We start from the raw sequence: 18,680 nt of genomic DNA, 5'->3' as shown, positions 1-18,680 counted from the left end.
TTTCACTGTTCGAGATCTTTTCAGGGATTCGTTTGTTGCAGTGTCTTTAAATCATCATAAAACGTCGGGTAGCTGACTTCAACTACTTCATTCCCAAGGACCTCGATTTCCGGCTGTAATGTCGCAGCAATCGTCAGCATCATCGCCAGACGATGGTCTCCTGCACTGTCGACCGTCGCTCCGACAAGTGGTGTCGGTCCGTCAATAATCATGCCGTCTTCCGTCGCTTCAATCTGCGCACCAATCTTTCGCAGCGTCGAAACGACCGTCTCGATCCGGTCCGTCTCTTTAACACGCAGTTCCGCTGCATCCCGGATGACGGTCCGTCCTTCGGCTTGTGTCGCAAGCAGGGCAAGCAACGGAATTTCGTCGATCAACGAAGGAATTTGCTCCCCTTCAATCGCTACAGCTTGCAGGGAAGTCGTCATCAGCGTCATGTCAGCCGTCTCTTCCCCCGCCGTTTCCCGACGGTTCGTGATTTCGACACTGGCTCCCATCTGCCGTAAGACTTGTAAAAATCCTGTCCGGGTCGGATTCATCAAGACATGTTCCGTCGTGATCCGACTGTCGGCTCCTAAGATAGCTGCCGCCCACCAAAAAGCAGCAGAAGAAGGATCACCCGGAATGTCGATTTCTGTGGCTTGCAGGCGGACCGGTCCTTGCAGACGGATTTTCCGTCCCTGCTCCTGTTCTTGAATAGTCAGGTCGGCTCCGAATTTCGGCAACATCCGTTCTGTATGGTCCCGTGACAGAATCGGTTCGACAACTGTCGTCTCGCCGGTCGCAAACAATCCGGCCAGTAAAACCGCACTTTTGACTTGAGCGCTCGCAACAGGCAACGTATAGGTTGTCCCAACAAGCGGTTGACCATGGATCGTCAGCGGCGCGTATGTCCCTTCAATGTCCGCTCCGAGTGTCGCAAGCGGGACGGTCACCCGGTCCATCGGCCGTCGTTGTAATGACTCGTCTCCTGTCAAGGTGTACGTTTCCTGACTACCTGCCAAAATACCGCTCAGTAAACGAATCGTCGTTCCTGAATTACCGCAGTCAATCGTCGCTGCCTTTAGAGCAGTGGTCCCGGTAATCCGAATTTCTTGTTCCGTCTGCTGAACGTGTGCGCCAAGTGCCTCGACTGCTGCGAGTGACGCCAGACAATCTGCCCCTAACAAGGCATTCGAAATCACTGTTGTTCCTTCTGCGATTCCACCCATCAAAAAAGCACGATGGGTCATCGATTTATCGCCCGGTACACGTACCGTCCCTCTTAAGCCCAATGTAAACACCTCACTGTTTGATCATATGCATTCTTTAGACGTTTCTGATCGATTACTTCCAAAGAAAATCCATCTTGACCTTTTACTACAAATCGAATCGATACATCATTTTTTTTGTCGCGTTTCATCAATTCCAAGTATCTTTCAAACGGTTGACGTTCCGGTAACACAACACCAAGCCGGTGAATCAGCTCGACCAATCGGTTGGTTTGGTATTCGTTGCCTTCAAGGATTGATACAAAAACCAGCCCGATCCCGACTGCTTCTCCGTGGGACAGATCCTCACTCGCATATTCGACGGCATGGCCGAAAGTATGCCCGTAGTTTAAAAAGGCACGGATGCCGGTTTCCCGTTCATCCTGTTCTACGATATGCTGTTTCACCTGTATGCCGGCTGAAATCCAGTCAGCGAGCGGTAATTGTTTGATATCTGAAAGTCCCAGTCCGATCAGCTCTTCCGCAAAAGTCGGACGCGCCAATAATCCATGCTTCAGTAATTCAAAAAAACCGCTTCTCCATTCGCGGTCGGACAACGTTTGTAAAAAGGCCGGATCGTATAAAACGGCAGACGGCTGATAAAAAGCACCTACTAAGTTCTTACCCCAACGTAAGTTTAATCCAACCTTTCCGCCGACACTCGAATCATGTGCGAGCAATGTCGTCGGGATTTGAAGGAAAGGAACACCACGTAGGAAAGTCGCTGCAACGAATCCCGCTAAATCACCGATCATACCGCCTCCGACGGCAAGAATCATCGTCTTTCGTGTTGCACCCTGCTCAATTCCTTCTTCCAGCAACCGTTGATAGACGGATAAGGATTTACTTCCTTCCCCCGGCTCGACGGTACTGACATGCTGAGCCGTCACCGGAAAAACATTCTCAAGTTGACGGCGGATTGACGCCATATGCAGATCCGCCACGGTCTGATCCGTAATGATCCAGAACCGATCCGCTTCCTGCGCTTGTTTCACTTCATGAATCCGTCGGATGGCATCCGGTTCAACATAGACGGAATAAGGACGGCTCGCCCGGATAGTCAGATGCGTCAAAAGAGACGCACCTCCTCCCGGTAAGCTGTGACAGCCTGTTTCAGGCGGTCAAGCGTCGATGTACCGAACATCTCAAGAACAGCTGCCGCAATCTCGACGGCTACGACGGCTTCCAGTACGACCGCTGCCGCCGGAACGGCACAGGCGTCACTGCGTTCGACCTGAGCGACGAATGGCTCCTTTGTTTCGATATCGACGGACTGGAGAGGACGATATAACGTCGGAATCGGCTTCATCGCCACTTGGACCCGAATAGGCATTCCGGTCGACATTCCGCCTTCAATCCCGCCCAGATGATTCGTCTTACGGAAATACCCGGTTTCGTCATGCAGGATTTCATCCTGGACCGTACTACCTTTTCTGCGCGCCAAATCAAATCCGTCGCCAAACCCGACTGCTTTCATCGCATTGACACTGATGACGGCACGGGCGATCCGGCTGTCAAGTTTCGTCTCATTTTGTGTAAAGGAGCCGATTCCCGGCATCATATCTGTCACGACGACTTCGACTTCTCCGCCTAATGTGTCCCCGTCTTTTTTAGCTTGGTCAATCGCTGCCATCATCCGCTCTGCTGCCGCTTCGTCGGCACAGCGAACAGGCGACGTCTCAATCACTTCCCGGTACTCCATCGGGTTGACGAAATCCGCATCGATGCCTCCGATGGAGCGGACATGAGAAAACACATCAATCCCCAGTTGACCGAGCAGTTGTTTGGCAATGGCACCGACCGCGACACGCGCTGCCGTTTCCCGGGCGGACGAACGCTCCAGGACATCGCGTAAATCCCGGTGTCCGTATTTTAATCCGCCGACCAAATCAGCATGACCCGGGCGTGGACGTGTCAGTGTCCGCGGACGTTCCAGTTCCTCCTGCAACGGTTCGGCCTGCATGACTTTCGTCCAGTGCGTATGGTCTTTATTCTCAATGAACAGACTGATCGGTGCGCCCGTCGTATAGCCGTGCCGGATCCCCCCGCGGACATCCACCGCGTCCTGTTCGATTTGCATTCTCCGTCCACGACCGTAACCACCTTGACGTCGTGTCATCTCACGTTGCACTTGATCAAAATCAATGATGAGACCAGAAGGGATTCCTTCGATGATGACCGATAATCCTTTACCGTGTGATTCACCTGCTGTCATGTAACGCATGTTGCCTCATCCCCTTCTATCCGTTAGATTTTTTCATAAAAAAAGCTTTGTTTCATTTTTAAGCCAAATCGTTCCGGTTGGAAAATCTGTTCTGTTCCGCCGACAAACAAAATGCCCCCCGGTTTTAAAGCGTCGACGAATGACCGATAGACATGTGCCTTGGCTTCCTCAGTAAAATAAATCAAGACATTCCGGCAGATGATCAAATCAAATCCTGTATCATACCGGTCACCGAGTAAATTATGTTTACTGAATCGAACGAGACGTCTGATTTCAGGAACGACTTCAAACTGTTGTTCTTGTTCGATGAAATAACGTTTTTTCCGTCCTGCTTCCACTTCATTCAGAGCGGACGCTCCGTAGCGGCCTTGTTTTGCCTTCTCAAGGACTAACTCATCTAAGTCCGTTGCTTGAATCGTAAATTGTGCCGGATCGAGCTTTTCGTTTAGGATCATCGCCAACGAATACGGCTCTTCACCTGTCGAACAGGCGGCACTCCACGTCCGAATCCGTCCGTGGGCACGGGCTTGCAACACCGGCAAGATATCTTGCTCCAGTTGCTGCCATCGAATCGGATTCCGGAAAAACTCACTGACGTTAATCGTCATCCGATCCAAAAATTCTTCATACAAAGTTGAACTTTTTTCCATCGCCTGCATATAAGAAGCAAATGTACTGTATCCTTTTTTATCACGTAATGCTGTTAATCGCCGCTTCATCTGGGCTTCTTTATATTGTCCTAAATCAATTCCTGATTTTTTCAAGAAACGTTGGATGAAAAGCTCATAGTCCTGCATAGTCCACCTCACAAATCCTCTCTCTGGTGGGATTGCTTTTCAGGCACTCCCTGTCTTATTTTCTATCTTAGCATAAAGCCATTTCCTTTCCAAAAAACAAAAAAGACGATTGAGCAGTTGCTCAATCGTCTTGCTGACCTCAAACGTTTAACGGTTGTCCTTGAAACCAAAGACCGAGTTCACGCTCGGCACTTTCAACACTGTCTGAACCGTGAATGACATTCTCGCTCATCGTGTTTGCAAAATCGCCCCGAATCGTTCCCGGTAGTGCTTCCGTCGGTTTCGTTTTACCAATCATCATCCGCGAAACCGTGACTACATCTTCGCCTTCAACACGAAGTGCGACGACAGGACCAGATGTCAAGAAAGTGACCAACTCTCCGAAAAATGGTTTTTCTGCGTGTTCCGCGTAATGAGCCTGTGCTAATTCTTCAGTCACCTGCATCATTTTCATTTCACGAATTACGAATCCCTTACGTTCGATACGAGCGATGATTTCCCCAATCAAACCTCGTTCAACGCCATCCGGTTTTACCATTAAAAACGTTTGCTCCATTACTAGTTCCCCCTATGAAATACAGATAAAAAAGCGCTTACATAGTAAGTTTACTGCGTAAATGGACAAGCGGCAAGAAATTTTTTACATTTTTTCAACCTTTACGTTTCCCGACATACCGGGCGACTTCTTCCAAGGACCGTTTCGCTGATGATTTCGGGAGATGATTCAAGCGGAGAATCGCCCGCCGAATGTATAAATCAACGGTTTGTTGCGTTCGTTCCAACGCATCTGATCGTTGCAACCGGTCCAGTAAAGGAGCCACCTCTTCATGACTCGGCATTGAACGAATCTTTTGTAATTCCCGGAAAAATTCTCGATCTTCAGACGCATAAAATACAGGCAATGTTTTATGACCATGACGCAAATCTTCTGCGACAGGTTTTCCAAGTTCAGTCCGTTTCGCTGTAAAATCAAGCAAATCATCTGCAATTTGGAAAGCTAGACCAATGTCACGCCCAAATTGTCGTAACGCCTTCGTATCTTCCGGTGAACAGTTCGCGACAATCGCCCCGAGATGACAGCTGGCTTCAATCAGGATGGCCGTTTTCCGCTCGATCCGTTTAATATACCGTTTGATCGATTGTTCCCAGTCATACTGATCGTAAATCTGCTCGATTTCGCCTTCACAGATTTCACGCATCGCATGGACCATCACCTGAACCAGTTCCGGTTTGCCAACTTCCCCAATCAGTTTAACTGCCTCACCAAATAAAAAGTTACCGGAATAGAGTGCAACTTCTTCATCAAAGTGTTGCATGACGGTTGGTTTGCCGCGCCGCAGTTCAGCGTCATCAATCACATCATCATGGACAAGTGAAGCCATATGGACCAGTTCAAGACTGGCTGCAACACGCACAAGCTCATCACGATCGGCCTGACCGAACTTTGATGCGAGCAACACAAAGGCCGGCCGAATGCGTTTACCGCCTGCTTGAAGCAATTGTTGTCCGGCAGCATCGATGGTCGGATCGCTCGATGCGATATGACGGATCAAAAATTGATCCACTAAATTTACTTCTTTGGTTACGTCTCGATAAATAGAATGCAGTGACATCTCACCACTTCTTTCCGAGGTGCATTGCAGCCGCCCCACCTGCAAATGCTTTGACTTCCACTTGCATGAATCCGGCTTGTTCAAACAGTTGTTTCAGTTCGACACGATCAAGGAAAACTTCAGTTGACTCTTGCAACCAGTTGTATTGATCGTAGGATTTGGCAAACAAACGACCAACCTGCGGCATGATTTTTCCGAAATACAGGGAGTAAGCTTCCTTAAACAGCGGTGCTGTCGGTTGACTTGTCTCAAGGCAGACGACCGTCCCGCCCGGTTTTAGGACACGGTGCATTTCTTTGATGACCTGCAAATAATCCGGTACATTCCGCAGTCCAAATCCGATTGTCACGAAATCAAACGAATGATCGCCAAACGGAAGCTCCATCGCGTTCCCGTGAATCAACTCGACATTTTTCATCTCAAGCGCTTCAACTTTTTCGACACCAACTTTCAGCATGTTCTCGGAAAAATCAAGTCCTTTGATGACACCGGTCGGACCGGCTGCTTTCGCAAGCTGAATCGTCCAATCAGCGGTTCCACAACATAAGTCGAGACACTTTGCACCTGGAAATACGTTCATCCGGCGCATCGTTTCTTTTCTCCACAATTTATGAAGGCGGAAGCTGATGATGGAGTTCATTTGATCATAATTGCTTGAAATCGATTGAAACACTTCATATACTTTTTTCTCTTTTTCTTGTGTCTGCACGCAGTTCACCCTTTCGAAGATATTACGCTACTGCCATCTGTTCCAGATGAGATAATAACAGTTGTTGAGCACTTGATTGTAAGCTTTGTGCCCGTTGACGAATCAAACGTTGTCCGTCCTCCGTCAACCAGTCTCTTCCGCTAATCGCTGCTAGTCCTTGAACCAATCCGAATTCTGCCTTTAACCATAATAAGACATACTCTTCGGTTGAATCGTAGTTTTCCTCATGAAGGGCACATTTCGCTTCGTTCACATGCTGAACGGTCCGCCCGAGTGTTACGAGTGCCGTTTGGGGAAGGGACGCCAATTCTTCAAAGAAGTAGCTCGAAAATAAATCTCCCGCCAGAACCAGCAGTTGTCGTTCTTTCGAACCTCTTTTGGTCTCTCCGACACGTTCATGTAACAGTAAGGCCACCTGTGCATAATGCACACCTTTGACAAGTGATTGCCAAGCCAACGTTTCATTTTGGGCGACATCGATCAACCAACTGATTTGTTCACGATTGATGGAAGGGAAATCCACATGCCGAGCCAATTGTGTCGTTTGTTTTGTAGTGAGTGCGGTGATCATTTCTTCCACGAGCAGCTCTTGATGATTCATGCTTTTACCCCCCGATCTCCAGTGCCATCTCGTTGATGGATTTTCTTCTTTTTTAATATACCATAATCAGTTCGTTTTCTCGTCTCTCAATGTCCACAAAAAAAGCCGTCCGAGGAATTCCTCGAACGACTATGTAGCCGAATTACTTAACAGCATCTTTCAATGCTTTACCTGGTTTGAAAGCCGGTACTTTGCTTGCTGGGATTTCGATATCTTCTTTTGTACGTGGGTTGCGACCTTTACGAGCTGCGCGTTCACGGACTTCGAAGTTACCAAAGCCAATCAATTGGACTTTCTCTCCAGACTGAAGTGTCTCAGTGATCGATTCGAATGTTGATTCGACAACTTTCGTCACGTCTTTTTTAGTCAGACCTGATTTTTCGACAACTGCTTGAATGAGTTCAGTTTTGTTCATTACGTTCACCCCCTCCCAATCACTTCTTCGAGGCTAATCATACCTTATAAACGTTGATATTACAACATTTTCGTTAGAATCCCCATTAATTTTCTGATTCTTCGATCGATTTCTCAGAAAACACAGGTTCGCCTTTTTTGTTGATTGTGTAACTTTGGGAGTATGCAGGAACAAATGGTTGCTCATCGTAGAGCAAATGCCGAATATCTTGGCCGACTTTCGGCTTTTTCTTCGCTGTTTCGACCGCTTTTTTAAGTTCAGGCAAATAGTTGATAAACAACTGCCCCTGACCGTCTACATAGATCGACAGGTTTTCATCGGAATACGGACTCGGTACTTTCGGTTCCTCTTTGATAAACAGCTTCTTATAATCAAGCGTAAACTGATTTTTCCCGATCGAACCTTTGAAAGGATATTTGTCATTTTTCTTACGGTACGTATCAATGCGGACTTGAAGCTTTTGAAGTTCTTCTGCTACAAGCAAGTCCATCAATTTAACCGTCGGCTTTTTCTCGACATCCACGAGTAAATAAATGAAGGTCCCGCCCCCTTCAAAACTGTTGGGAGGAGGGTCGCTCATATAGCGTGGAATCAGACGTCCGAGTTCGATTTGATACCGTTCCATTAATGGTGTATCCGCTTCTCTTGTTTTAATCGGCAAAACGCCGGTATCTTTTTGATAGGCGTCTACTGCATTTTGAACCGTTCGAATTTGTTCCGGATACGGAACCCGATTCGACGGTTTTTGACTGTCCGGAAATAAACAGCCCGACAACAACATGACCGGAATCAGCATAAAGACTATTAAAAGTTTTTTCATGCACTCGGACCTGCCATGACGATAAAGACCATGATGATCGATGCCACGATAAAACAAAGAAAAGCAATGGTCGACATCAAGAATTGCCAAGCACCGGATAATTTCGTCCGACTGATTGTGACCAATAAGACACTGATCGCAAACAAACCGATCCCGGCAAACGAAATCCACATTTTTAGTAATCCAGGACTCAAGGTTTCCACCCCACTCCGTTAATCTTTCATCGTAAACAGATGTTCAATCTCATTTTTCTGCGGACGGCGCATCAATTTCTGTACTTCTTCTGCCGGAGTATGTCCGTCGAATAAGACATGATAGAGCGCTGTCGTGATGGGTAACTCACATTGTTTCGTTTCTGCTAAATCGTAAGCGGCTTGTGTCGCCCGGACGCCCTCGACGACCATTCCCATGTTCTCAAGAACGGTTTCAAGTTTTTCGCCCCGGCCGATCGCATTTCCGGCGCGCCAGTTCCGACTGTGGACCGATGTACAGGTCACGATTAAGTCGCCCATTCCCGTTAAACCGGTGAACGTCATCGGATTTGCACCGAACAATGTGCCTAGTCGGGCAATTTCGACCATCCCGCGGGTGATCAAGGCTGCTTTGGCATTATCACCGTACCCTAATCCATCAGCCATTCCGGCTGCTAAGGCAATGATGTTTTTGAACGCTCCGCCCAGTTCTGCTCCGATAATATCGGCGTTTAAATAGACACGGAAGTTATCATTCGTAAACAATTCCTGCACTCGTCCTGCCTCTTCCATGTCAGTGGAAGCAACCGTTACGGTCGTCGGCTTACGTAATGCGACTTCTTCCGCATGGGATGGACCGGTCAACACACAAATCGCCGAACGTTTGGAGGCATCGATTTCCTGCTCCATCAATTCTGACAACCGTAAGTGTGTTTTCGGTTCAATCCCTTTTGAGGCATGAATCAACACGACCGGTTCCGTCAACAATTCGTTTAATTGACGCGATACAGAACGAATCGCAGAAGAAGGCGTCACAATCAAGATATGGGATACCCCTTCGACAGCTTCGCTTAAAACAGTAGTTGCCCGAAGTGATTCCGGCAACGTCACACCTGGTAAGAACTGCGTATTTTCATGATTTTGATTAATGGCATCAACATTTTTTTGATCCCGACCATAAAGAATGACCTCATGACCGTTATCGGCTAAAACGAGCGAGAGTGCGGTTCCCCAACTCCCGGCTCCAATGACTGCAATTTTTTTCATCATGATTCACCTTGTCCTTATTGTTTTTGACGTGCCAGAATCCGAATCGGTGTTCCTGTAAAATCAAAGGCTTCACGAATCCGGTTATCCAGATAACGTTTGTATGAGAAGTGTAACAATTCCGGATCATTGACGAATAAAACGAATGTCGGCGGACGGGAAGCGACCTGTGTTGCATAGTTAATCCGCAGACGAACCCCTTTATCCGTTGGTGCAGGATTCATCGCTACAGCGTCTACAATGACATCATTCAAGACACTTGTCTGAATACGTTGGGCATGGCTCTTCGCTGCTTGTTTGATGACAGGAAGTAACGTTTGTAAACGACGTTTTGTTTTCGCAGAGACGAAAACGATTGGGGCATAATCAAGGAACCGGAATTCTTCGCGAATTTCCTCTTCCATTTTTTTCATTGTTTTATCGTCTTTTTCAACGGCATCCCATTTGTTGACGACGATGACGATGGCACGGCCTGCTTCATGGGCATAACCGGCGACTTTCTTATCTTGTTCGATGATTCCTTCTTCACCATCTAATACGACACAGACGACATCTGCCCGTTCGATGGCTTTTTGTGCACGCATAACACTGAATCGTTCTGTTGATTCATAGACTTTTCCGCGTTTACGCATACCGGCTGTATCGATGATGACATATTCCTGCTCATCCCGTGAGAACGGTGTATCAATCGCATCGCGTGTCGTACCAGCGATACTCGAAACGATGACACGTTCTTCACCGAGAATCGAATTCGTCATGCTTGATTTTCCGACGTTCGGACGTCCGACTAAAGCAAATTTAATCGTATCCTCATCGTACTCGATATCTTCTTTATCCGGTGCCAGTTCAAGCACGCGGTCGAGCATATCTCCGAGTCCTAAACCGTGTGTACCGGAAATCGGATATAAATCACCGAATCCGAGCGAATAAAATTCATACATTAAATCGCGCATTTCAAAATTGTCCACTTTGTTAACAGCGACGACAACCGGTTTATTTGAACGGAATAACATGTTCGCCACTTCTTCATCCGCTGCCGTAATCCCTTCACGGCCGTTGACCATAAAGATAATGACGTCCGCTTCATCAATGGCGAGCTCCGCCTGATGACGCATCATTTGAAGTAAGGGCTCATCCCCGACTTCGATTCCACCTGTATCAATCAAATGAAAATGACGATTCAGCCATTCTCCAGTTCCGTATATACGGTCGCGGGTAACACCTGGCTTGTCTTCTACGATCGAAACCCGATCTCCAATCACCCGGTTAAAAATCGTCGACTTTCCGATATTTGGGCGACCTACGATCGCCACTACTGGAATTGCCATCCCAACACCTTCTTTCTCTTCTCTCGCTTCATAGCCGTTCTATTGTACCAAATGAAGCGGTTTTATACCATATCTATCGGAACATAAAAAAAGTGAACACGTTTCGTGTTCACTTTTACTGCCTTATTCTTTTGTATCCGATTCCTTCTCAGAAAGATCGGCTACCGAAAATCCTTCGTTTTGATCCGTGTACTGAGAGTAGTCATCATTCGACGAATCTTCCTGTTCAAGCACACGTGTCGATAAGGAAATCTTATGTTCCGCGAGATGAACCTCGAGAACTTTTGCTTCAATTTCCTGACCTTCTTCAAGCACTTCGGACGGCGAGCCGATATGGCGGTTGGCAATTTGCGAAATATGAAGTAATCCTTCGACCTGAGGTGCCAGCTCAACGAAAGCACCAAATTGAACGATCCGGCGGACACGTCCTTTGACGATGTCTCCCGCTTCAATTTTGCCTTCCATCTGTTGCCATGGACCCGGTTGCGTTTCTTTGATCGAGAGTTTGACTTTTTCCGTGTCCCGATCAACACCAAGGACCTTCACTTCAACTTTTTGTCCTTCCGTCACGATATCCGACGGACGTTCCACGCGGTGATGTGCCATTTCTGAAATGTGAACCAACCCGTCAACACCGCCGATGTCAACGAATGCTCCGAAGTCCGTCAGACGTTGGACGGTTCCTTCTAGCACCTGTCCGACTTCAAGATGTTCCAGTGTGTCTTTTTTCTTTGCATTCAGTTCGCCTTCGACAACGGCTTTATGCGAAAGAATGACACGATTTTTTTCTTGATCCAGTTCGACGACTTTAACGGCAATCGTCCGACCGATATAATCCGAAAAGTCTTCCACGTAGTGGCGTTCGACAAGCGAAGCAGGAATGAATCCGCGGACACCAATATCGACGACCAGTCCGCCTTTGACAATATCTTTCACAACGACTTCAAAAATTTCACCCGATGCGTATTTCGCCTCAACTTTTTCCCATGCCTGTAAGGCATCGACTTCACGTTTGGAAACGACTACTTCTTCATCTGTAATTTTCTTGACCTTTACTTGTAGTTCATCACCGACTTTGAGTGCACCTTGAATGTCATCCAGATGGAGACTCGATACTTCGCTAATCGGCAGGATTGCTTCTGTCTTATATCCGATATCAATGAGTGCTTGCTTGTCTTCAATCTTCACGACCGTTCCGGTTACTACCTGGTCCCGATGAATTTCAAAATCAGGCATATCTTTCATTTCTTCGACCATTCCAACACAACCTCCTCACGATGAGTACAAGAAACGTATGAATACGTTTAACCTTCTTCTAACTTCTTACAATTCTGACTATTTGTCAAGGCATTACGCGTGATTGAAGTAGACGGTTTTAATTTCTTCCAAAATCCGTTCGGAAATTGCTTTTGCCGCTCCCCGTTGATCTCTTAAATCCGAAATATCAACCGGTTTTCCAATGGCAACACGCATCCGGCGGAACGGACGGTAATCGCCGATGATGGCGATCGGTAAGATTTGGGCCGGCGAACGTAAAGCAAAGAATCCGACGCCGGGTTGAGCAGATGTAAACTCGCCGGGAGCCGACCGCGTTCCTTCCGGGAAAATCCCGACCGTTTCATCCGAATTCAGCAATTCAATCGTCCGCTTCAACGCTTGGCGATCGCCTTGTCCGCGACCGACCGGATACGTTCCGGCTGAAATCATGATTTGTTTGAGAACCGGAATGTTGAACAATTCCTCTTTCGCCATGTAGCGGACAGAGCGACTTGTCGGAATGGCACTGACCAAGAACACCGGATCCCAGTTGGAACTGTGATTGGCACAGACTAAAAGCGATCCGTCCGACGGAATATTTTCCTTACCTGTCACCTTTAAACGAAACACCGTTTTGGCAATGATCAGAACGATGAATCGTGCAAGCCGATAGACAAATTCGTTTCGTTTCATTTTAAGGCACCCTCTGCCAGTTCAGTCAGTCGCGCAACGACTTGATCAATGTTCAGTTCTGTCGTATCGAGATAAATCGCATCATCTGCCTGTTTGAGCGGTGAGACCGTTCGTTCACTGTCCCGCTTGTCGCGCAACGCGATTTCATCCTGTAATCCCTTTAAATCGCTGTCCATTCCACGGGCAATGTTCTCCCGGTGACGGCGGCTGGCCCGTTCTTCGACCGATGCCGTCAAAAAGACCTTCAGCTCGGCTTCCGGCAAGACGACCGTCCCAATGTCACGTCCATCCATGACGATGCCTCCCCGTTCCGCCAGTTTACGTTGTGCGATGACCAGTGCTGACCGGACTTCTGCTTGGCGGGCGACAAATGAAACATTGTTCGTGACTTCATTTGTCCGAATCGCATCCGTCACTTCCCGTTCTCCGATGAACACACGTTGTCCCTGTTCGCCCGGCGTCAGTCGGATATCAAGTGATTTCATCAATTCTCCAAGAACCGGTCCGTTCTCTAAATCAAGTCCTTGTTCCAATGCAGCCAGTGTGACCGCACGATACATGGCTCCCGTATCGATATAAACATAATCAAGATGTGATGCTAACTGTTTGGCAATCGTACTTTTCCCGGCACCTGCAGGTCCGTCTAAGGCAATTTGAATCTTCTTCATGAGTGACTTCGTTCCTTCCATCTTCACCAACGTAAGTGGTGTATAGTATCGACCGTTATCATAGCAAAAAAATATGCTTACGTGAATGGGTTCGTTCCACGCCGTGAGTTTTTCATTTGCGCTTGGTAACAGTGCCGTAAGACCAGTTCCCGACTCCGGTCATTGATCCGGGTAAATTGAAAGGCCAGTTCATACCGCGTCTCTCGCGGGTCAACACGAACAAGTTCTGCCAATACATCAACCGTATGTGTCACACCGTCTCCCGTCGGCAGTATGAAGGTTAATTCGAGCTCATCCTTTACTTCGATCGGAATTTGATTTGCCAATACTAAAATACCGCCTGCCGATAAATCGAGCGTGACGGAAGTGAACGGTTCAAACGCTGTTTTGTGCGGGTGAACTGCTACATCCAACAATTGAGGCACCCGGACGAACTGCCGGCGCTGAACACGCTGGATCATTTCTTCCTTCGGCCGGCGTAACGCATACCGCTGACCTCTTAACGGATCATTTTGACGTTCGACGACTTCGGTCTCAAATCCATACAGCTTTCCTTTTTCCTTAAAAAAATAAAATCCAACTTGTTCCTGATCCGATAAAATAAAGGTTTTTAACGTCGAAATTTCACTCGGTGCTTCGATCCAGATCAACCGGTTGGTCACGGCCGTCACTTTCGTCCGTCCTTGACGGTCCTCTTGGTTAGTCAACATGACTAAATCTCCAGTTTCTATCATCTTACTCTCTCCCAGCCCATTCTATTCAGTTACTTTTTCTGTTGTGTCGTTGGTTCAAACGATTGGCGCTTCGAATTTGATACAGGCCGACAATCCATAATCCGATCATAAATAAAATCGGCACAACCGATATACCACCATTTTCCAATATTAACAAATTAAAGATAGTGTGTACAATCATCGGAACGAAAATTGATAAGGCGAGCCAACGATACGGATGCGTCGAGAACTTGGCTTTCCCCATAAAAAATCCCATGATGACTGCAAATAAAGCATGCCCTGAGACCGGTAACAAGGCACGGAAAACCATATGTTCAACCGTCCCGTTGACCATTAAATATAAAATATTTTCCAGTGTCGCAAATCCTAAGGAACAAGCGACGGCATAAATGATTCCGTCATAATAATCATTAAACCGTTGGTGAATATACACGGTATAAAAGACAACAAACCATTTTGCAAACTCTTCCGTCACGGCCGAACGAACCAATTGAATCGATTCGAGTCCACCAAATTCACTTTGGATGATGTATTCAACGAACATTAAAGGAAAAACAAGAAGTATCCCGAAAATAAAACTACGTAGGATATAGCCTACGGGTTCTGACTCGTGTTCGTGGCGTAAATAAAAATATGTCAGCAATGCAATTCCTGGGGCAATTCCTGAGAAAACGATTGGTAACACGTCTCCTCCCCCTTCCTATTCTCTTAGAATAAAGGTTTCTCACGGAAAAGAAAACCGCACCCATTGTTTCTCTTGAAAAAAAGGGTACAATGTTAATGAAAATGACCGGAAAGAAGGTGAAGGTTGTTCGTTATCCGACGACAACTGTTTAATGAAAAAATTACTTTTGATTCATACCGGAGGCACCATCGCGATGGCGCAAAATCATTCCGGTCACGTTTTACCGAATGAGATCAATCCTCTGGACGCCTCGTTGCCACGTGCGACCGATATCGCCGACATTACGACGCGTCACTTCTCGAACCTGCCGTCTCCACATATCACACCGGAAATCATGTTGCGGCTGGCTCATTTCATCAAAGAGGAGTTACAGACCGGTGGATATGACGGAGTCGTCATCACGCACGGCACAGATACATTGGAAGAAACCGCTTATTTTCTCCAGCTCACAATCGGAGCTCCTATCCCAATCGTCTTGACCGGTGCCATGCGTTCGTCTAACGAAGTCGGATCAGACGGTGAATTTAATTTGATTACCGCCTTACGGGTTGCCGTCAGTGCGGCTGCTCAAGACAAAGGCGTCCTCGTCGTCTTTAACGGAGAAATCCACTCGGCGTTTAATGTCACGAAAACCCATACTTCTTCAGTCGATACGTTCAAATCCGTCCATTTTGGAAATTTAGGGATGGTCACAAAAGATCACGTGTACTTATTTAATACTCCGCTTCTTAAACCGACTCATATGGTGACACAATTGAGTAAACGTGTCGCTGTCTTGAAAGTCTATGCCGGGATGGAACCGGACTTACTGCTTGCGATCAGCGAACTCGGATACGACGGTCTAGTGCTCGAAGTTCTCGGTCAAGGAAACGTGCCGCCTAGCCTGGTCGATGCGATCCAGTCGTTAACCGAACAGATGCCTGTCGTCATCGTCAGCCGTTGTTTTAACGGGATTGTCCAGGACGTATACGGCTATACGGGAGGCGGTCAACAGTTAAAAGAACTGGGCGTGATCTTCTCGAATGGATTGAATTCTCAAAAAGCACGGTTGAAGTTAATGATTGAACTTGAAATCGGTGCCAATCATCATGCTTTGGAAGAATCTTTCCGCGTCGAATAAAATTATGCAGGCAAAAGGGAGAGGCTTCCGTAGAGGCCTCTCCCTTTTATTGCTTATGAATCACGGTCGAGCTGTTTCCGGTTTCAGGCGGTGTTTGAGACTGTCTGCAATCAACCCGCCGTGGAATCGTCCGTTTTCAATAAAGATTTTATTGGCATCATAACCAGCGGCCACGACACCGGCAATGTAGATTCCCGGAACGTTCGACTCCATCGTCGTTTCGTCAAATGCGGGAATCCCTGTTTCCGGATCGATTTCGATGCCCGCATCGGCGAAAAGACCGATGTCCGGTGTATATCCTGTCATCGCAAATACAAAATCTGCTTTGACAGCCGATTGTTCACTATGAACGGAATATCGCACTTCCGTATTTGTAATTTCATCAATCGTCGCGTCAAACACCATCGTTACTTTTTCTGCCCGTACCAACGATTCGAAATTCGGCAGGACCCACGGTTTGATGGACGGACTATAGGATTCCCCGCGATACAGCATCGTCACACGGGCGCCTGCCTTTTCGAGCTCGATGGCCGCATCGACACTCGAATTTTTTCCGCCGATGACGACGACATCCTGACCGTAAAACGGATGGCCTTCTTTAAAGTAATGGAAAACATGCGGTAAGTCTTCGCCCGGAATGTTCATCAGGTTCGGCAATCCGTAGTAACCGGTCGCCAGCACCACTGATTTGGCCGTCCGCGTCACAACTTGCCCGTTCCGGAGCGATGTCACGTTAAACCCACCTTCGATACGTGCGACGTCTTGAACCGTCTCAAACGGTCGCACAGTGACCTCTTTTCGCCGCACGACTTCCCGGTAATAGACAAGGGCATCTTGCCGTTTCGGTTTTAATTCTTTATTGATGAAAGGCACACCGCCGATTTCTAATTTTTCACTGCTTGAAAAAAATGTCTGGTGTGTCGGATACTGATAAATCGCTTCCACGATGTTTCCTTTTTCAATGACTTCGACAGTCAGTCCAAGGTCCTGCATTTCAATTGCCGCGGATAATCCGCAAGGTCCTGCGCCGATGACGATACAATCCAACATATCTCTTTCGCCTCTTCCACTTGCTTTTTTTTCATCTTAGCAAATCTTTCCCGTCGAAGAAAGAAATAACCATACAAAAAAGCCCACTTCTAGACGAAGTGAGCTGACTGAGATTAAACCCAACCGCGGAATCGTGATGCTTCCGCCATTTTCCGGACACCGACCATGTATGCCGCAAGTCGCATGTCGACATTTCTTGTCTGTGCCGTCTGATACACCTGGTTAAAGGAATTGACAAGCACTTTTTCAAGTTTTTCATGAACTTCTTCTTCCGTCCAGTAATATCCTTGGTTATTCTGCACCCATTCAAAGTAAGAGACGGTAACGCCACCACTCGAAGCAAGGACATCCGGAACAATCAAGATATCACGTTCCGCTAAAATTTTCGTCGCTTCGTTAGTCGTTGGACCGTTCGCTGCTTCGACGACGATACTTGCTTTAATGTCATGGGCGTTATCTTCTGTAATTTGATTTTCGATGGCTGCCGGTACTAAAATGTCACATTCCAGTTCAAGCAACTCTTTATTCGAAATGGTATTTTTGAAAAGTGTCGTGACGGTACCAAATGAGTCCCGGCGATCGAGCAGATACGGAATATCAAGACCGTTCGGATCATGTAACGCACCGTACGCATCACTAATGGCGATGACTTTTGCACCAAGATCATGCATGAACTTCGACAAGAAGCTTCCGGCATTACCGAATCCCTGAACGACAACACGTGCTCCTTCAAGTGTAATTCCTTTTTTAGCAGCCGCTTCACGAATCATGATGGCGACACCTTTTGCCGTCGCCGTCTCACGACCATGCGAACCACCAAGGACTAATGGTTTCCCTGTAATGAAGCCTGGTGAGTTGAATTCATCGATTCGACTGTACTCATCCATCATCCAAGCCATGATTTGTGAATTCGTAAAGACGTCCGGTGCTGGAATGTCTTTCGTCGGACCAACGATTTGACTGATGGCACGGACATAACCGCGGCTTAATCGTTCAATCTCACGGAAACTCATCTCACGCGGATCACAAATGATTCCGCCTTTACCACCACCATAAGGCAGATCGACGATTCCCGCTTTTAGACTCATCCAGACGGACAAGGCCTTGACTTCGACTTCCGTGACATTCGGGTGGAAACGAATTCCGCCTTTTGTCGGACCGACCGCATCATTGTGCTGGGCACGGTATCCGGTAAAGATTTTTGTCGATCCGTCATCCATCCGAACCGGAATCCGGACCGTCAGCATCCGAAGTGGTTCTTTCAACAATTCATACATTTCGTCTGGATAACCCAGCTTCTCAAGAGCTTCCTTGACGATTTCTTGTGTTGCTTCGAGTACATTCTTGCGATGATTTGCGTGTTGTTGGTCAGTGATCATTCCAACGTTCCTCCCCATAAGTGGCATCCCCTATGCCGTTTCCTTGTTCGGATAAAGTATACCTTTTTCCGAGCCGTAATGAAAGGGGTTCCCATCATA

At 47.3% G+C, this 18,680-nt stretch carries 21 protein-coding genes; 1 reads left to right on the top strand and 20 read right to left on the bottom strand.

All coding sequences use genetic code 11. The features are described 5' to 3' along the window. Positions 1–20: 20 nt before the first annotated feature. From aroA to prsW, 18 genes are all read right to left on the bottom strand, one after another. Positions 21–1,274 (bottom strand): 3-phosphoshikimate 1-carboxyvinyltransferase, encoded by a 1,254-nt coding sequence (gene aroA / locus KNP91_RS05105; protein ID WP_214848918.1) that lies wholly within the window; start codon positions 1,272–1,274, stop codon positions 21–23. Further along, positions 1,265–2,323 (bottom strand): 3-dehydroquinate synthase, encoded by a 1,059-nt coding sequence (gene aroB, locus KNP91_RS05100; RefSeq protein ID WP_214848917.1) that lies wholly within the window; start codon positions 2,321–2,323, stop codon positions 1,265–1,267. The genes aroA and aroB overlap by 10 nt, the downstream gene beginning before the upstream one ends. Next, positions 2,320–3,474, bottom strand: coding sequence for a chorismate synthase (gene aroC, locus KNP91_RS05095; RefSeq protein ID WP_214764286.1), 1,155 nt, complete (start codon positions 3,472–3,474; stop codon positions 2,320–2,322). The genes aroB and aroC overlap by 4 nt, the downstream gene beginning before the upstream one ends. Positions 3,475–3,497: 23 nt before the next feature. Continuing rightward, complete coding sequence (locus KNP91_RS05090; protein ID WP_012370666.1) at positions 3,498–4,271, bottom strand: CheR family methyltransferase; 774 nt, start codon at positions 4,269–4,271, stop codon at positions 3,498–3,500. 139 nt (positions 4,272–4,410) lie between these two features. Beyond that, positions 4,411–4,827 (bottom strand): nucleoside-diphosphate kinase, encoded by a 417-nt coding sequence (gene ndk / locus KNP91_RS05085; protein ID WP_012370667.1) that lies wholly within the window; start codon positions 4,825–4,827, stop codon positions 4,411–4,413. A gap of 94 nt (positions 4,828–4,921) precedes the next feature. Next, entirely contained in the window at positions 4,922–5,884 is a 963-nt protein-coding gene (locus KNP91_RS05080; RefSeq protein ID WP_214764266.1) for a polyprenyl synthetase family protein, read from the bottom strand. A 1-nt stretch (position 5,885) separates the two neighbouring features. Beyond that, on the bottom strand, positions 5,886–6,593 hold the full coding sequence (locus tag KNP91_RS05075) for a demethylmenaquinone methyltransferase (RefSeq protein ID WP_012370669.1): 708 nt from the start codon (positions 6,591–6,593) through the stop codon (positions 5,886–5,888). A gap of 22 nt (positions 6,594–6,615) precedes the next feature. Next, positions 6,616–7,194, bottom strand: coding sequence for a heptaprenyl diphosphate synthase component 1 (locus KNP91_RS05070; RefSeq protein ID WP_012370670.1), 579 nt, complete (start codon positions 7,192–7,194; stop codon positions 6,616–6,618). 142 nt (positions 7,195–7,336) lie between these two features. Then, a complete protein-coding gene (locus KNP91_RS05065) occupies positions 7,337–7,609 on the bottom strand; it encodes an HU family DNA-binding protein (protein WP_012370671.1) in 273 nt (90 codons plus the stop codon). 85 nt (positions 7,610–7,694) lie between these two features. Next, a complete protein-coding gene (locus KNP91_RS05060) occupies positions 7,695–8,429 on the bottom strand; it encodes a hypothetical protein (protein WP_214848915.1) in 735 nt (244 codons plus the stop codon). Next, a complete protein-coding gene (locus tag KNP91_RS05055; protein WP_251135900.1) occupies positions 8,426–8,623 on the bottom strand; it encodes a DUF2768 domain-containing protein in 198 nt (65 codons plus the stop codon). Before KNP91_RS05055 ends, KNP91_RS05060 begins: the two co-directional genes overlap by 4 nt. A gap of 18 nt (positions 8,624–8,641) precedes the next feature. After that, the gene (locus KNP91_RS05050; RefSeq protein ID WP_041261645.1) at positions 8,642–9,667 is read right to left on the bottom strand and encodes an NAD(P)H-dependent glycerol-3-phosphate dehydrogenase; all 1,026 of its coding nucleotides are present in this window, start codon (positions 9,665–9,667) and stop codon (positions 8,642–8,644) included. 17 nt (positions 9,668–9,684) lie between these two features. Next, positions 9,685–10,995, bottom strand: a complete 1,311-nt coding sequence (gene der / locus KNP91_RS05045) for a ribosome biogenesis GTPase Der (protein ID WP_012370675.1) — start codon at positions 10,993–10,995, stop codon at positions 9,685–9,687. Between the two features lie 123 nt (positions 10,996–11,118). Next, positions 11,119–12,252, bottom strand: coding sequence for a 30S ribosomal protein S1 (rpsA, locus tag KNP91_RS05040; protein ID WP_214848913.1), 1,134 nt, complete (start codon positions 12,250–12,252; stop codon positions 11,119–11,121). A 93-nt stretch (positions 12,253–12,345) separates the two neighbouring features. After that, positions 12,346–12,945: a lysophospholipid acyltransferase family protein gene (locus tag KNP91_RS05035; protein WP_214764238.1), complete on the bottom strand. Its 600-nt coding sequence runs from the start codon at positions 12,943–12,945 to the stop codon at positions 12,346–12,348. Further along, positions 12,942–13,613, bottom strand: coding sequence for a (d)CMP kinase (cmk, locus tag KNP91_RS05030; RefSeq protein ID WP_012370678.1), 672 nt, complete (start codon positions 13,611–13,613; stop codon positions 12,942–12,944). The genes KNP91_RS05035 and cmk overlap by 4 nt, the downstream gene beginning before the upstream one ends. Before the next feature lie 77 nt (positions 13,614–13,690). Further along, on the bottom strand, positions 13,691–14,347 hold the full coding sequence (locus tag KNP91_RS05025) for a flagellar brake protein (protein WP_214848910.1): 657 nt from the start codon (positions 14,345–14,347) through the stop codon (positions 13,691–13,693). Positions 14,348–14,372: 25 nt separating this feature from the next. Then, positions 14,373–15,032 carry a glutamic-type intramembrane protease PrsW gene (gene prsW, locus KNP91_RS05020; protein ID WP_012370680.1) on the bottom strand — a complete coding sequence of 220 codons (660 nt, stop codon included), beginning with the start codon at positions 15,030–15,032 and terminating at the stop codon, positions 14,373–14,375. Positions 15,033–15,183: 151 nt separating this feature from the next. Between prsW and KNP91_RS05015 the strand changes: the two genes are divergently transcribed. Further along, positions 15,184–16,152 carry an asparaginase gene (locus tag KNP91_RS05015; protein WP_041261650.1) on the top strand — a complete coding sequence of 323 codons (969 nt, stop codon included), beginning with the start codon at positions 15,184–15,186 and terminating at the stop codon, positions 16,150–16,152. Positions 16,153–16,212: 60 nt separating this feature from the next. Here KNP91_RS05015 and KNP91_RS05010 read toward each other — a convergent pair whose 3' ends face one another. Then, entirely contained in the window at positions 16,213–17,202 is a 990-nt protein-coding gene (locus KNP91_RS05010) for a YpdA family putative bacillithiol disulfide reductase (protein WP_214764217.1), read from the bottom strand. Between the two features lie 113 nt (positions 17,203–17,315). Beyond that, positions 17,316–18,581 (bottom strand): Glu/Leu/Phe/Val family dehydrogenase, encoded by a 1,266-nt coding sequence (locus tag KNP91_RS05005; protein WP_012370683.1) that lies wholly within the window; start codon positions 18,579–18,581, stop codon positions 17,316–17,318. Positions 18,582–18,680: the final 99 nt, after the last annotated feature.

Source organism: Exiguobacterium sp. s138 (assembly GCF_018618775.1).
Taxonomy (GTDB): domain Bacteria; phylum Bacillota; class Bacilli; order Exiguobacteriales; family Exiguobacteriaceae; genus Exiguobacterium_A; species Exiguobacterium_A artemiae.
The sequence above is the reverse complement of the archived record's forward strand: the minus strand, read 5'-3'. Positions and strand labels throughout refer to the sequence as shown.

Coding starts and splice junctions, on each gene's coding strand:
- KNP91_RS05005 (WP_012370683.1), bottom strand. CDS start 18,581: ATGATCACTGACCAACAACACGCAAATCATCGCAAGAATGTACTCGAA.
- KNP91_RS05070 (WP_012370670.1), bottom strand. CDS start 7,194: ATGAATCATCAAGAGCTGCTCGTGGAAGAAATGATCACCGCACTCACT.
- rpsA (WP_214848913.1), bottom strand. CDS start 12,252: ATGGTCGAAGAAATGAAAGATATGCCTGATTTTGAAATTCATCGGGAC.
- KNP91_RS05025 (WP_214848910.1), bottom strand. CDS start 14,347: ATGATAGAAACTGGAGATTTAGTCATGTTGACTAACCAAGAGGACCGT.
- der (WP_012370675.1), bottom strand. CDS start 10,995: ATGGCAATTCCAGTAGTGGCGATCGTAGGTCGCCCAAATATCGGAAAG.
- KNP91_RS05060 (WP_214848915.1), bottom strand. CDS start 8,429: ATGAAAAAACTTTTAATAGTCTTTATGCTGATTCCGGTCATGTTGTTG.
- KNP91_RS05010 (WP_214764217.1), bottom strand. CDS start 17,202: ATGTTGGATTGTATCGTCATCGGCGCAGGACCTTGCGGATTATCCGCG.
- cmk (WP_012370678.1), bottom strand. CDS start 13,613: ATGAAGAAGATTCAAATTGCCTTAGACGGACCTGCAGGTGCCGGGAAA.
- KNP91_RS05050 (WP_041261645.1), bottom strand. CDS start 9,667: ATGAAAAAAATTGCAGTCATTGGAGCCGGGAGTTGGGGAACCGCACTC.
- KNP91_RS05090 (WP_012370666.1), bottom strand. CDS start 4,271: ATGCAGGACTATGAGCTTTTCATCCAACGTTTCTTGAAAAAATCAGGA.
- ndk (WP_012370667.1), bottom strand. CDS start 4,827: ATGGAGCAAACGTTTTTAATGGTAAAACCGGATGGCGTTGAACGAGGT.
- KNP91_RS05065 (WP_012370671.1), bottom strand. CDS start 7,609: ATGAACAAAACTGAACTCATTCAAGCAGTTGTCGAAAAATCAGGTCTG.
- KNP91_RS05035 (WP_214764238.1), bottom strand. CDS start 12,945: ATGAAACGAAACGAATTTGTCTATCGGCTTGCACGATTCATCGTTCTG.
- aroC (WP_214764286.1), bottom strand. CDS start 3,474: ATGCGTTACATGACAGCAGGTGAATCACACGGTAAAGGATTATCGGTC.
- KNP91_RS05080 (WP_214764266.1), bottom strand. CDS start 5,884: ATGTCACTGCATTCTATTTATCGAGACGTAACCAAAGAAGTAAATTTA.
- KNP91_RS05015 (WP_041261650.1), top strand. CDS start 15,184: ATGAAAAAATTACTTTTGATTCATACCGGAGGCACCATCGCGATGGCG.